The sequence below is a fragment of the Stenotrophomonas sp. G4 genome (assembly GCF_003428825.1).
Lineage (GTDB): Bacteria > Pseudomonadota > Gammaproteobacteria > Xanthomonadales > Xanthomonadaceae > Stenotrophomonas > Stenotrophomonas indicatrix.
This window is the reverse complement of record NZ_CP031741.1, coordinates 2,420,379-2,433,848: the sequence shown is the minus strand read 5'-3', so window position 1 is coordinate 2,433,848 and position 13,470 is coordinate 2,420,379. Positions and strand designations below refer to the sequence as shown.

Genomic DNA, 13,470 nt, shown 5'->3' with positions numbered 1-13,470 from the left:
ACGGTCGGCACCCACCAGAGCAGGCTTGGCAGCAGAAGCAGGCCCGGCGGTAGATCCACGCCATGCGTGAATGCCCCTCAGAGCGCCAGCACCCGCCGGTAACTCAACGGCCCGCGCGCATCACGCAATCCCAACCGCAACTCCAGACCGGTCGCCGGCAAAACCTCCCCCTGGCCTGGCAGCATCGCCCAACCCACCCCCGGCTGCCACGCCCGCACCTCGACGCGCTGCACATCACGCGCCACCAGCAGCCCGCGGGTCGGCTCGGGCGCCGGCAGCGGATAGCGATCCGACGGCGTACCGCTGGCGCGCCACAACGTGCTGCCCTGCCGCCACCAGCGAACGCGCTGCCACTGCAGCCCATCACTGCCGACGCTGCGGGTGATCTCCAGCGTGAAGCCACCATCGGGGTGACGCTCACTGGTCAACGACGGCGGCAGCAGCCGCGCGGGTTGATCGGCCGGTCGCACCGCGCCGTTCATCAGCGCATCGTCAGCGCGCATCTCGATATCGCGCTGGAACTGCTGCAGTACCTGTATCGCCGTGCTGGTCTCGGCATCGGCCTGGCGCAGGCGCTGGTCAGTGTTGGCCACGCTGTCCAGGGCGCGCCAGCAGATCACCGCCAGCACGCCCATGATGGTGATGGCGATCATCACCTCGATCAGGGTGAAGCCACCCGCCGCGCGTTTCATGGCGCCGCCGTCCACGGCAGCTGCAGGCGCGCCAGCGATTGTTTCGGCGCATCTTCGGCCACCACGCTCAACTCCAGCTGTGGTTGTCCGTCGGTGCCAGTGCCCAGGTGCTGCTGCACCAGGAAGCGGGTGCGCCCCTGCAGGCACAGCAGGCGAGCATCGCGGGGTGGCTGTGCGGACAGACGCAGCTCCTGCCAGCGGTCCTGCGCGCACAACAGGGCCAGCCGACGGTCCCGCAGGCGCGACTGGTCATCGGTCGCCACCGCCACCGAGCGCATCACCGCCGCCAATGCGACGGCCACGATGGCCAATGCGATCAGCACCTCGATCAGCGTGAATCCGTGTTGCGTCCGCTTCACTGCAGCACCTGCAATTGTCCACTGCCATCATCACGAAGACGCAGTCGACGACCGTCCAGCGACAACGCCAGCTCCCACGGCACACCAATCCATTCGGGGCTCAGCTCGATGGCAGCCGTGGGTTGCACGGTGATGCCACGGGTCTGCCACTGCTGGGGCCGCAGCAGGTCGTCGCGCCGCAGCTCGACCCAGCCCTGGCTGTCGCGGCGGCTGAAACGGTAACCCTCCGCAGTGGCCTGCCAGCGGATCGGCCGACCATCGATGCGTGCTTCATCGCGAGCGACCTGAAGGCGCTGCGCCAGCCGCTCCGATTCCTGCCGTAGCTGCCGCGCAGGGTCGAACAGGCTACCCAGACCGAGGCCGATACCGGCCGTGCAGATGCCGATGATGACCAGCACCACCATCAGTTCGATCAGCGTGAAACCGCGTGGCCTGCGTTGCATCGGACATCGCCTCCCGTCCTTGCCGATACCTGCCAGCGTAGGCGCGGATGATGAAACAAAAGCGTCAGCGTCAGCTGCTAGCGTGGCCGCACAGGAACCTGGCGAAGGTGCGGAACATGGACGGCAGGCGTTGGGATCGCAATCGCACGTTGACCCTGCTGGCGGCCGTGCTGCTGCTGACCGTGGCGGGATACTGGAGCATGGCCCTGTTCATGGCGCCGGCTCGCGTCGCCGCCGCCCCGGTGCCGGTCGCCGTACCCGCTGCCCCGGCGTTCGACGACGGGGCGAGCGTACCGCTGGTGCGGCTGCTCTCGCCCGGTGCGGTGCAGACCGACGTGACCGTGCTGGGTGTAATGGCTGGGCAGCAGGCACCGTTGGCACTGCTGTCGGTAGATGGGGCGCCTGCCCAGGCCTATGCACCGGGCCAGCGTCTCGGCCCATCCACGGTACTGGCAGCAATCAGCGCGAACGCGGTTGAACTGCAACAGGCAGGACAGCCGCGCTCGCTGCCCGTGCCCGAACTGCCGCCCATGCCTACCGATGGCATCGTTCCCGCCGCCGTGGGGCGGCACTGAACACGGCTCAGTGCGCTAGGCGCTGTGGCACCACCGAACGCCCGAACGCATCGCCCATGCGTTGCCGCGTGCCTTCCAGGTTGTACTGCAGCAATTGGTTGCCGGGCTTGCGCATCAGGCGTTCGGCCTCGGAAAGGCTGGGGCGGGTGGCCGTGCCTGCTGCCGGCGCCAGCTTGCGTTGCAGGCAGTCCCAGGCGGGAATGCGCTCGCCATTGACCTGTACTTCGATGCATGGCGCTGCATCTGCCTGTTTGGCAGCCTGGTCGGCCCGCGCCCAGGGCGAAGCCAGAGCCAGAACCAACGTCAGGCAGAGGGCGGGGCGGCTTGGCGTAAGCAGAGTGGCGTGCATCCTGAATCTCCCGGGGCAGCAAGCGCTTTGCAATGAAGACGTGTGCCAGGCGAAGTATCCGCCCGCGCGTGCTTCGGCATCGTCCACAGATGACAGAGGTGTCACAAAACTGTTGGCGGTTTTGACGCGGCCTGCACGTCCTGTTGGTAGACCCACGCGCCGCTCCCTGGCCATTCCCTTCGATACGACGCGATGCCTTCGATGACTCCCGTTCCGTGCCGTGCCGTTCGCCTTCCGCTGCGCCTGCATCCCTTGCTGCTGGCCCTGGCGTCGCTGCCGTCTCCAGCGTTCGCGCAGGACACCGCGCCAGCGCCCACGGTGAACATCAACGAGTACATCGTGCGCGGCAACACCGTGCTCGATGCGCGCCAGATCGAACGCGCGGTCGAACCATTCCTTGGCCCCGGCAAAACGCTCGCCGATGTCGAGAAGGCGCGCGATGCAGTCAACGCGCTGTACCAGCAGGCCGGCTACCAATCGGTCTATGTGGAGCTGCCCGAGCAGCAGGTAAACGCGGGCGTGGTGCTGCTGAGGGTGCAGCAGACGCCCATTGGCCAGCTGCGCGTGGTCGGTGCCCGCCATGACTCACCCGAGCGCATCCGCGAGCGGGTGCCGTCGTTGGCTGAAGGGCGCGTGCCCGATTTCGACCAGGCACAGAGGGAACTGACGGCGCTGAACGAAGGGGGCCGCCGCCAGGTGATGCCATTGGTGCGCGAAGGCCAGGTGCCGGGCACCATGGATGTGGACCTGCGGGTGGAAGAGAAGTCGCCCTGGCGTGCCAGTGCGGCGCTCAACAACGACCACAGCGCCGATACCGAGAAGCTGCGCCTGAGTGCCTCGCTGGCCCACGACAACCTGTGGCGGCGCGGCCACAGCGCGAGCATCGGCGTGTTCATCGCGCCGGAAGACACCGACCAGGCCAAGGTGTTCTCCGCGTCCTACACGGTCCCCTTCGAGGGCACGCCGTGGAGCCTGGAAGCATCGGGCTACACGTCCGACAGCCGCGTACTCAATGCCGGAGGGCAAGGCGGCGCAGGCGCGGGCACCGGCACCAACGTGATCGGCAACGGTTATTCCATTGGTCTCAAGCTCAACTACCGCCTGCCGGGCAGCAGCGCTTGGTGGCGCCAGCTCAGCCTCGGCGTGGACTTCAAGGACACCGAAGAAGACACGCAGATGGGCAAGGACAGCCTGAAGACGCCCTTGAAGTACGCACCGGTCACGCTGGCCTTCGTCGGCGTGCGCCAGGGCGAGCACGATCAGCTGAGCATCAACACGCAGCTGGTGGCGGGAACCCGGCGTCTGTTCGGTTACGGCAGCAACGCCACCGATTTCGGTCAGAAGCGCTACTGGGCCGATCCGAGTTTCGTGGCGTTCAAGGCCGATGTCTCCAACACGCACATCTTCGGCAACGAGTGGCAGTGGTATGCGCGTGGCTCGCTGCAGGCGACCGATGCGCCGCTGGTCTCGGCCGAACAGTTCGCCGCCGGCGGCATGTACACCGTACGCGGCTACCTGTCGGCCGAAGCGATCGGCGACTACGGTGGCCTGGCCAACCTGGAATGGCGCACCCCGGCGTGGTCGCTGTGGAGCGGTACCGACCTGCGGCTGTACAGCTTCGCCGACGCGGCCTACCTGCGCCTGCGTCAGCCGCTGCCGGAACAGCGCGACAAGTACAACCTGGCGTCGGTCGGGCTGGGCGCGCAGCTGCGCCTGGGCGAACACCTGCAGGTGCGCCTGGACTACGCCTGGCCCTACGCCGATGGCCCGGTCACGCGCAAGGACGACCCGCGCCTGCATTTCAACATCAGCACCAGCTACTGACCCTTCCCTTGAGATGCGTTCTCCGGAGACCTTTTGCATGGACCGTCTGCTTTCCCGAATGTTGCTGCTGTTGGCTGCGCTGATCGCGCTGCCCGCGGCCGCGGCCGATGCCAACTGGTCGCAGGCCGAATGGAAGTACCGCAAGCCGATCACCGTCGACGCCGGCCCACAGGGCGAGGGGTTGGCCGGCACCCCCGGGCGTACGCCGCTGCTGCTGCGCCTGCATACCGGCAACTTCGGTTTTGATGGCATCCAGGAGGGTGGCAACGACCTGCGTTTCGTTTCTGCCGACGGTCGCACCGTGCTGGCCCATCAGATCGAGCAGTTCGACCCGAACCTGGGCCTGGCCCTGGTCTGGGTGGACGTTCCGGCACTGACCGCCAGCGCGCCGCAGACGATCTGGATGTACTACGGCAATGCGAAGGCACCGGCCAGCGGCAATGGCCAGCAGGTGTTCGATCCGGACTACACGCTGGTCTACCACTTTGCCGAAGCCAATGCGCCGGCGCGTGATACCACGGCCTACGGCAACACGGCCGGTGCGGTAGTGCCTGCGGCGGAAAGCACGGTGATCGGGCGTGGCGTGCAGCTGGGCGCTGGTCCACTGCCGCTGCCGGCCAGTGCTTCGCTGGCACAGGAAGCGGGTGCGCCGCTTACCGTTTCTGCCTGGATCAAACCTGGCGCGCTGACCACCGCGCAGGCGATCTATGCGCGCCGCGACGGCAGCGCCGAGCTGGTGGTGGGGATCGACAACCGGGTGCCGTTCGTGCAGCTCAACGGTCAACGCAGCACGCCGGCGCAGCCGATTCCGGAAGGGCAGTGGGCGCATGTTGCGCTTACCGCCGAGAAGGGGTCGCTGCAGCTGTATCTGAACGGTCGCGTGGTGGCCCAGCTCAGTGGTGAGGTGCCGGCACTGACCACCGCAGCGGTGGTGGGGGCCGATGCGCCGGGTGCGGCGCAACCGCTGGCCAACTTCGATGGCGCGCTGGATGAACTGCGCATCTCCCGCGTAGCACGCCCGGCGGCGCTGCTGCTGGCCGATGCCACCGCGCAGGGCGCCGATTCGCGCCTGATCAGCTACGGCGCCGACGAGCAGTCGGCCGGGCAGAGCCACTTCGCCTTCATCCTCAAGGCGATGCCGTTCGACGCCTGGGTGGTGGTCGCCATCCTCGGCCTGATGATGCTGTTGTCCTGGGCGATCATGATCGCCAAGAGCCGTCATTTCGGCCGCACCAGCAAGGCCAATGCGGTATTCACCGAGAGCTTCAGCAAGCTCTCCGGCGTGCCGCTGCGCACGTTGTCCGAGATGGACCGGCAGGGCAAGGTGCCGACGGCGATGCACGACGGCTCGCTGTGGCGCATCTACCAGGTGGCCATCGATGAGATGCAGCAGCGTCATCAGCGCGATGGCAACTCCGGCTACCTGAGTGCGGCCACCATCGCCGCCATCCGCGCGTCGATGGATGCGGTGATGGTGCGCGAACAGGAAGCGATGGCGAGGCGCATGAACTGGCTGTCGACCACCATCGAGGGCGCACCGTATGTCGGTCTGTTCGGCACCGTGATCGGCATCATGCTGGTGTTCGTGGTGGCGGCGATGGCCGGTGCGGTGGACATCAACTCGGTGGCCCCGGGCATGGCGGCAGCGCTGCTGTGTACCGCCGCCGGCCTGGGCGTCGCGATTCCTGCGCTGTTCGGCTACAACTGGCTGGGGGCACGCGCCGAAGCGATCGGCGCCGACATGGCGGTGTTCATCGACGAGTTCGCCGCCCGCCTGGCCGAAGAGCAGGACGGGCGCGGCCCGGCCGTGGTCCAGGGCTGAGGGGCCGGCCATGGGCTACAAGGCGAAGTTCGGCATCAAGAAGCGCGAGAAGGGCATCAACGTGACGCCCTTCGTCGACGTGCTGCTGGTGGTGCTGGTGATCTTCATCCTGACCAGCAACGCCTCCATTCCCGGCATCGAGGTCAATCTGCCGAAGGCCAGCAACAGCACCGCACTGGAGAAGCCCAAGACCAAGGCGATCACCATCGACCCCAGTGGCCAGGTGTTCCTGGATGCCTACCCGGTGACGATGACCGAGCTGGAGGACCGCCTGCGTACCGAACGGGCAACCTCGCCGGATTTCCCGGTGATCGTGCGCGGTGATGCGCAGGTGCAGTACGCGCGCGTGGTCGAGGTGCTGGATCTGCTGCGCCGGCTGGAGCTGGCCCAGGTCGGCCTGGTCACCGGCAAGGCGCAGGGCTGAGGCATGGCCGGTCATCGACCACCCCTGCAGGAGCCCGGTACGCGCGGACGCCAGTTGCTGGTGACGATCGCGCTGGTGCTGGCGGCGCTGCTGGTACTGGGTGTTGCCGTGTGGTGGCTGCTGTTCAAGGACACCGCCAGCACCCGCCGGCCGGTGGCGCAACCGCCCATGCTGGCGTTGCCACCGCCGCCACCACCACCACCACCGCCGGAAAAGCCGCCTGAGCCGGAGACGCCGCCGGAAGAGACCGTGACCGAGCCGGAACCGCTGGAGCAGCCAACGCCGGCCGAAGAACCGACGCCGACGCCGGACAACGCCGACCCGGTGACCATGGACGCCGATGCACAGGCCGGTGGTGACAACTTCGGCATCCAGTCGGGCAGCGGCGGTGGTTCGTCCGGCGTCGGCCGCGGTGGTGCCGGCAACGCGAGCTATGGCCGCTACCTGGGCTATCTGATGCAGCAAGCGATTTCGCGCGATGCGCGGGTCAAGCGCCTGGCGTTCCAGCTGCAGGTGAATGTCTGGCTGGCGCCCGATGGCCGGCTGGAGAAGGTCGAGCTGGTGCGCGGCAGCGGCAACGAAGAGGCCGACGTGGCCGTGCTTGAAGCACTGCGACAGATCGGCAAGGTCGACCAGATTCCACCGGCGTCGCTGGATTTTCCCGCGCGCGTGCTGATCCAGGGGCGCCGTCCCGGCGCGTGACCGATGACTTCCGTGATTTCCCTTCTTCCGATGAGAACCGTGATGAACGACCACGACCGCGCTCGAACCGCATCCCGCCGCCCACGGCCGGCCCGACGGGCGTTGCTGTGCTGCGCCGTACTGCTCAGCCTGGCCGCGCCGGCCGGTGCGATGGCTGCCGAAACCACCATGGTCAAGTTGATCAAGGGGCTGATCGCCAGCGGCGCGCTCAAGCCCGAAGACGGCCAGGCCCTGCTGGTGCAGGCCGAAGCAGAAGCGGCGGCTGCGCAACGCGGCACCGCGGTCAGCACAGCCAGCAGCGGCGGCGTGGCGCTGGAAGCCGGTGATGTGCGTGTGCCGTACGTGCCGCAGAGCGTGCGCGATGGCATCCGTGATGAGGTACGCCAGGACGTGATGGTGCAGGCCAAAGCCGAGGGCTGGGCCGCGCCGAACGAGGTGGCCGAGTGGACCAAGCGCATCAAGGTCAGCGGTGACATGCGTGTGCGCAGCGAATCGCGCTTCTACTCCGAGCGCAACAGCGACATCGAGACCAACTGGGCCTCGGTGAACGCCGGCAACGGCTTCGATACCAACAACAACACCAACCTGCAGCTGCCGCCGCTGCTCAACACCCGCCAGGATCGCCGCAATCTGTGGCGCATCCGCGCACGGCTGGGCATCGAAGCGACGATCGGCCAGCACACCACCGCAGGCGTGCGCCTGGCCAGCGGCAGCAGCAACGGGCCGGTGTCCACCACCGAACAGCTTGGCGGTGGCCTGGGCAAGAAGGACGTGTGGCTGGACCAGGCATGGCTGGCCTACAGCCCGGCCGACTGGGTGACGGTGCGCGGCGGACGCTTCGGCAATCCGTTCTGGACCAGTGACACGCTGTTCTCCAACGACCTGAACTTCGACGGCCTGGCGGCCAATCTCAGCTACGACCTCGCCGAGGACGTTGGCCTGTTCGGCAACCTGGCGGTGGTGCCGTTGGAGTACACCTCCGACAGCGCGCCCAGCCAGAGCCGGGTGAAGACGCCCAACGAGAACAAGTGGCTGTCCGGTGCGCAGGTGGGGGTGAGCTGGCGCTTCAACGATGACAACAGCCTGCGTGCGGCGCTGGGCTACTACGATTTCAAGAACATCAGTGGTCACCTGTCGTCTCCATGCGCGCTGTACGCCGGCGCGGTCGGTTGCGATACCGACTGGTCGCGGCCGGCGTTCATGCAGAAGGGCAACACCCTGATGCTGATCCGCGACATCGCCCGCAACCCGTTGGATCCGGCCAACACGCCCACGCCGCAGTATGTGGGCCTGGCTTCCGCCTTCCGCCTGGCGACCTTCAACCTGCGCTGGGATGCACAGCTGGCGCAGGAGATCGGCATGCGCCTGGATGCGGACTACATCCGCAACCTGGCCTATGACAAGCAGGCCATGTTCGCGCGGGCCAACAACGGCATCGTCAACAACTACGGTGCCGGTGGCAGTGCCAGCATCGACACCTTCCGCAGCGGCGACACCGCCTGGATGCTGCAAGCCACCTTCGGCGCCACCGAGCTGAAGGAGAAGGGCCAGTGGCAGGCCCTGCTGGGCTACAAGCGGATCGAGGCCGATGCACTGCCCGATGCCTACAACGATCCGAACTTCCACCTGGGCGGCACCAATGCGCGCGGTTACTACGTCGGCGGCGCCTATGCGCTGGACGCGCGCAGCTGGATCAGCGGCAAGTGGATGGCGGCCAAGGAAGTGTCGGGCCCGCCGTTGTCGATCGACGTGTTCCAGCTGGAGTTCAATACCGGTTTCTGATCGGACAGCGTGACCACAGTCACGACACGTGTGGCGGGGGCGCGGCAATGCGCCCGTCTAGGAAAGGAGACCACGCGTTGCACAAAGGAGGAGTGGATGAGCCGTCGCAAACTGTTCGAGAGTTCCGAGCCCGCCGCGCAGGCACTGGGCATCGGGCCGGCCTATGTCTCGGTGGAGGGGTTGCGCCAGCATCTGGCCGAATTCCTGCTGTATGCAGGGCGGCCGGTGGTCATCATGCGCGGGCGCAGCGAGGTCGGCTATTTCCTGCCGGCACGCTGCTGGCGCCAGCGCGAGGATGATCCGCTGGCTGCCGCCGCGGCCGATCAGCTGCTCGGTGCCGCCGGCTTCCAGATCGAAGACATCCAGCAGGTCGAACAGGAATTCAACGCCATGCGCCAGCGCACCGTGCTGCATTCGCGGCGTTGAAACCAGGGCCGCCGGGCATGGCCCGGCGTTACCTGATGGCGCCAGGCTCCTCCGGTAGCGCCGGGCCATACGCGGCGATCAGGCAGTAGCCCCGCGCTCGCTGGTGATCCGTGCACCTTCGCGCATCACCAGTGTCACCGGGGTCTTTTCCACCACGTCCAGCAACCGCTGCCACTGCGCATCACTCAGCTCGGCGGTGGCATGCAGCACGCGGTGTACATGGAAGCGTCCATCCGCATCACGTTCGGAACGCAGCTCGGCGTGGAACTCGCCCAGCTCCCAGCCCTTGCGCTGGGCGTACATGCGCAGGGTGATGGCGGTACACGCGGCCAGCGAGGCCAGGTACAGGTCGAACGGGGCGAAACCCTTGCCCTGGCCACCGAGCGAAGCGGGTTCATCGGCCGCGACATCGAAGTGGCCGTTGCTGATGTGGTGCAGGTAGTTGTCGGCGGTCGAAACAATGCGTGCGTAGGCCATGGGAATCCCCGGTGGTAGGGCCGAGCCATGCTCGGTTGCAGGAAAAGGCGGCGCCAGCCGGAGCCGGAGCCGCCAAGGAATCACTCGGTACGATCGTACGAGAACTGGATGCCGGCCGTGCCACCGGTTTCGATGAAGAGATTCATGAAGGCCGGCACGGTCTCCGCCCGTACCCAGTCGCGCTGCAGTTCGCAGAACAGCTGCGTCACGCTGATCAACTGGCCGCCGGCCTGTTCGATGCGGCGCAGCGCGGCATCATGCGCGGCCAGCGACGTGCCGCCTACTGCATCGACCACCACGTAGACCTCATGGCCTTCCTTCAGTGCATCCAGCGCGGGGAAGGTCAGGCAGGCTTCGGTCCACAGCGCGGTCATGATCAGTTTCCTGCGGCCGGTGGCCTCCACCGCCTTGCGGAACTCGACATCTTCCCAGGAGTTGATGGTGGTGCGGTCGTAGGTCGGGTAGTCGCCCAGCACCCTGCGCAGCTGCGCGATCGGCGGCTTGTTCAGGCCGGTCTGCACGTTCACGGTCGAATGCACGATCGGCAGGCCGTAGGCGACCGCCGCCTTGGCAGTGCCGACGATGTTGTTGACCAGCAGCTGGCGGTCCATCGAGGCGATGGAGTTCACCTGTACCGGCTGGTAGTCGATGATGATGAAGGCGGAATTCTGCGGGGTCAGCAGGTGGTCGCTGACGGGGTCACGGATCGGTTCACTGGCCATGGGGGGTGTCCTGGTCGGGGTTGGCTTGCGGTGGTGCCGGCGGCGTGCCGGCAGTCGGAAATCGCCGCGGATGCAGCGGCTCAGTTACGCTGCGAATCCAGCTGCTCGTGGTTTTTCTGCACGTCCTGCGCTTTCTGGTAGCTCTCGATCAGCAGCTGGTAGTTGGGGAAGATCTGCGTGTAGATCGCGGCCCACTGCTGGGCGTCCTCGCGGTTCCAGGTGCGCTGGATTTCCGAGGCGACCGCAGCGGTATCCATCGGCACCACACCGGCCTGCACCACGCGCGCCAGGGTGATTTCCTCGGCCATCTTCGAATAGGTGCCGGAGGCATCGACCACCGCGAACACCTGGTAGCCGTCGGCGACGGCGGCAATGGAAGGGAAGGCCATGCAGACGCTGGTGATGGTGCCGGCAATGATCAGCTGGCTGCGGCCGGTGGCCTTCACCGCGGCGACGAATTCGGGGTTGTCCCAGGCGTTGATCTCGCCGCGGCGCGCTACGTATTGCGCATGCGGTGCGGCGTCATGGATCTCCGGGATCAGCGGGCCGTTCGGTCCCTGCGGTACCGACGCGGTGGTGATCACCGGCATCTTCGCCAGCGTGGCCATCTTCGCCAGGGCGGTGGCGTGCGCGCGTACCGAAGTGAACGGCATGTCACCGATGGTCTGGAACAGGCCACTCTGGTGGTCGATCAGCAGCATCGCGGCGTTGTCCGGGTCGATCACCGGGCGGGCGCCGTTGAAGTTGGCGGGGGTACTCATGGTCAGTCTCCTGGGGAGGGGGGCGAAGGCCCGGAATGCGGCGGGCGGTTGCCCGCCGCAATGCAGTGGATCAGTGCGCGATCTGGCCGAAGCGGCCGCCGTTGAAATCGTTGACGGCCTTGCTGATCTCGGCCTGGGTGTTCATCACGAACGGGCCATAGCCCACCACCGGCTCGTCGATCGGTTCGCCGCTGAGCAGCAGCACCGTGGCGTCGCTGTCGGCGTCGATGAACACGTCTTCGCCGCTGCGGTCGAAGGTCACCAGCTGTGCTTCGCCGACTGCCTGGCCACCGTTGATCCGCACCGTGCCCTTCAACACCACCAGCGCCAGGGTGCGGCCGTCGGCCACCGGCAGCTCGGCGTGCTGGCCCTGCAGCAGGCGGATGTCCCACACGTCCATCGGGGTATGCGTGCGGGCCGGGCCGGCATGGCCATCGAATGTCCCGGCGATGACGCGTACGCGGCCGGCACCGTCGGCCAAGGCCACTGAAGGAATCTGCGCATCGAGCAGGGTCTGGTAGCCCGGTGCGCCCATCTTGTCCTTGGCCGGCAGGTTGACCCACAGCTGCACCATGTCCAGGGTGCCGCCGCGCTTGCTGAATTCCGGCGTGTGGAATTCCTCATGGAGGATGCCGGAGGCAGCGGTCATCCACTGCACGTCACCCGGGCCGATGGTGCCGCCGGCACCCGTCGAGTCGCGATGGGCCACTTCGCCTTCGTAGACGATGGTGACCGTCTCGAAGCCGCGATGCGGATGCTGGCCGACCCCGCGCGGGGTCTCGCTGGGCGGAAAACTGTACGGCCCGGCGTAGTCCAGCAGCAGGAACGGGCTCAGGTGTTGGCCGTGGGTGTTGTAGGAAAACATCGAGCGGGCGGGGAAGCCGTCGCCCACCCAGTGCGGGCGGGGGGCGCTGTAGGTACCGGTGACACGCTTCATGGCGATCTCCTGACCGGGGCAACCGGTCGCTGTTTTTCGTTGCGGAGACGATATCGGCGTGACAATGGGCCCGGTAGTCGGCAGAATTTGCCGTCATAGTCCTGTTTCGTGAACGATGCGGGCCCAGCAAGGGCCGCAGGAGATCGTCCCGTGTTCATCGCCGACATCCGCCGATGCGATCTGAACGACCTGTTCTACTTCGCCATGGTGGTCGAGCATGGCGGCTTCTCGCAGGCCGGGCGCGCACTGGCGATGCCCAAGTCCAAGCTCAGCCGCCGCATCGCCCTGCTGGAGGAACGGCTGGGTGTCCGCCTGATCCAACGTTCCACCCGCCGCTTCTCGGTTACCGAGATCGGCCAGGACTACTACCGGCACTGCAAGGCGATGCTGGTGGAGGCCGAAGCGGCCGAGGAGGCCATCGCGCTGTCGCGTGCCGAGCCACGCGGCACCCTGCGGCTGGCCTGTCCGATCGCACTGCTGCACGCGCGCGTTGGCGCCATGCTGGCTGACTTCCTGGCCCTGCATCCGCAGGTGACCCTGCAGCTGGATGCCACCAACCGGCGCGTGGACGTGGTGGGCGAGGGCGTGGATGTGGCCATCCGCGTGCGCCCGCCACCGCTGGAGGACAGCGATCTGGTGGTGCGCGTGCTGGCCCGCCGCATCTGGTGTACTGCTGCCAGCCCGGCCTTGCTCAAGCGCATGGGTACGCCGAAAGTGCCGGCTGATCTGGCGATGATGCCGACCGTGGACCTGGCATCGCCCGCCCAGGTGCATGCCTGGGAATACGCCGGGCCGGAGCAGGTGCAGGCCAGCGTGCACCACCGTCCGCGGCTGGTCAGCGATGACATGATCGCCCTGCGCAGCGCGGCAGTGGCCGGTGTAGGGGTGCTGATGCTGCCGCGGATGATGATCACCGACGAACTGGCCAGCGGCGCGCTGGTGCCGATCCTGCCGCAGTGGCAGCCCAGGCATGGCATCGTGCATGCCGTGTTCCCGTCGCGGCGCGGCCTGCTGCCGGCGGTACGCGCGTTGATCGACTACCTGGCCGAGCGTTTCGAGGCGCTGGAAGAGCCGTAGATCGGCATCCGCGAGAACGGGGGTGTACGGCAGACAGTGCATTTATCCCCAATTTGGCCAAATTGGGTATAGTGGGCCCATATCCTTCCGCTGGAGCC

16 protein-coding genes are annotated in these 13,470 nt (G+C 67.0%); 8 read left to right on the top strand and 8 right to left on the bottom strand.

What is annotated here, in order from left to right; translation table 11 throughout:
• Positions 1 to 77 precede the first annotated feature (77 nt).
• From D0Y85_RS11365 to gspH, 3 genes are read right to left on the bottom strand one after another with little or no spacing between them, the layout of a single operon-like run.
• Positions 78 to 692, bottom strand: coding sequence for a prepilin-type N-terminal cleavage/methylation domain-containing protein (locus D0Y85_RS11365; protein ID WP_117311917.1), 615 nt, complete (start codon positions 690 to 692; stop codon positions 78 to 80).
• On the bottom strand, positions 689 to 1,051 hold the full coding sequence (gene gspI, locus D0Y85_RS11360; RefSeq protein WP_117310541.1) for a type II secretion system minor pseudopilin GspI: 363 nt from the start codon (positions 1,049 to 1,051) through the stop codon (positions 689 to 691). Before gspI ends, D0Y85_RS11365 begins: the two co-directional genes overlap by 4 nt.
• Positions 1,048 to 1,494: a type II secretion system minor pseudopilin GspH gene (gene gspH / locus D0Y85_RS11355; RefSeq protein WP_117310540.1), complete on the bottom strand. Its 447-nt coding sequence runs from the start codon at positions 1,492 to 1,494 to the stop codon at positions 1,048 to 1,050. Before gspH ends, gspI begins: the two co-directional genes overlap by 4 nt.
• Positions 1,495 to 1,610: 116 nt before the next feature.
• Between gspH and D0Y85_RS11350 the strand changes: the two genes are divergently transcribed.
• Entirely contained in the window at positions 1,611 to 2,069 is a 459-nt protein-coding gene (locus D0Y85_RS11350) for a general secretion pathway protein (RefSeq protein WP_117310539.1), read from the top strand.
• Between the two features lie 7 nt (positions 2,070 to 2,076).
• On the opposite strand, the gene D0Y85_RS11345 is transcribed toward D0Y85_RS11350, so the two are convergent.
• Positions 2,077 to 2,418 carry a hypothetical protein gene (locus D0Y85_RS11345; RefSeq protein ID WP_117310538.1) on the bottom strand — a complete coding sequence of 114 codons (342 nt, stop codon included), beginning with the start codon at positions 2,416 to 2,418 and terminating at the stop codon, positions 2,077 to 2,079.
• A 201-nt stretch (positions 2,419 to 2,619) separates the two neighbouring features.
• Here D0Y85_RS11345 and D0Y85_RS11340 point away from each other — a divergent pair, with 201 nt between their 5' ends.
• The 6 genes from D0Y85_RS11340 (at position 2,620) to D0Y85_RS11315 (ending at position 9,398) form a co-directional block, all read left to right on the top strand.
• On the top strand, positions 2,620 to 4,242 hold the full coding sequence (locus D0Y85_RS11340) for a ShlB/FhaC/HecB family hemolysin secretion/activation protein (RefSeq protein WP_117310537.1): 1,623 nt from the start codon (positions 2,620 to 2,622) through the stop codon (positions 4,240 to 4,242).
• A gap of 37 nt (positions 4,243 to 4,279) precedes the next feature.
• Entirely contained in the window at positions 4,280 to 6,064 is a 1,785-nt protein-coding gene (locus tag D0Y85_RS11335) for a MotA/TolQ/ExbB proton channel family protein (protein WP_117310536.1), read from the top strand.
• Positions 6,065 to 6,074: 10 nt separating this feature from the next.
• Positions 6,075 to 6,488 (top strand): biopolymer transporter ExbD, encoded by a 414-nt coding sequence (locus tag D0Y85_RS11330; RefSeq protein ID WP_025874382.1) that lies wholly within the window; start codon positions 6,075 to 6,077, stop codon positions 6,486 to 6,488.
• Between the two features lie 3 nt (positions 6,489 to 6,491).
• Positions 6,492 to 7,190 carry a TonB family protein gene (locus D0Y85_RS11325; protein ID WP_117310535.1) on the top strand — a complete coding sequence of 233 codons (699 nt, stop codon included), beginning with the start codon at positions 6,492 to 6,494 and terminating at the stop codon, positions 7,188 to 7,190.
• 42 nt (positions 7,191 to 7,232) lie between these two features.
• Positions 7,233 to 8,972, top strand: a complete 1,740-nt coding sequence (locus D0Y85_RS11320) for a putative porin (protein ID WP_117310534.1) — start codon at positions 7,233 to 7,235, stop codon at positions 8,970 to 8,972.
• Between the two features lie 96 nt (positions 8,973 to 9,068).
• A complete protein-coding gene (locus D0Y85_RS11315) occupies positions 9,069 to 9,398 on the top strand; it encodes a hypothetical protein (protein ID WP_117310533.1) in 330 nt (109 codons plus the stop codon).
• Positions 9,399 to 9,476: 78 nt separating this feature from the next.
• Here D0Y85_RS11315 and D0Y85_RS11310 read toward each other — a convergent pair whose 3' ends face one another.
• The 4 genes from D0Y85_RS11310 to D0Y85_RS11295 form a co-directional block, all read right to left on the bottom strand.
• Positions 9,477 to 9,875, bottom strand: a complete 399-nt coding sequence (locus D0Y85_RS11310) for an OsmC family protein (RefSeq protein ID WP_117310532.1) — start codon at positions 9,873 to 9,875, stop codon at positions 9,477 to 9,479.
• An 80-nt stretch (positions 9,876 to 9,955) separates the two neighbouring features.
• Entirely contained in the window at positions 9,956 to 10,597 is a 642-nt protein-coding gene (locus tag D0Y85_RS11305) for a hydrolase (RefSeq protein WP_117310531.1), read from the bottom strand.
• A gap of 80 nt (positions 10,598 to 10,677) precedes the next feature.
• Entirely contained in the window at positions 10,678 to 11,358 is a 681-nt protein-coding gene (locus tag D0Y85_RS11300; protein ID WP_117310530.1) for a hydrolase, read from the bottom strand.
• 70 nt (positions 11,359 to 11,428) lie between these two features.
• A complete protein-coding gene (locus D0Y85_RS11295; RefSeq protein WP_117310529.1) occupies positions 11,429 to 12,295 on the bottom strand; it encodes a pirin family protein in 867 nt (288 codons plus the stop codon).
• Positions 12,296 to 12,445: 150 nt separating this feature from the next.
• Here D0Y85_RS11295 and D0Y85_RS11290 point away from each other — a divergent pair, with 150 nt between their 5' ends.
• Complete coding sequence (locus tag D0Y85_RS11290; protein ID WP_025874390.1) at positions 12,446 to 13,372, top strand: LysR family transcriptional regulator; 927 nt, start codon at positions 12,446 to 12,448, stop codon at positions 13,370 to 13,372.
• Positions 13,373 to 13,470: the final 98 nt, after the last annotated feature.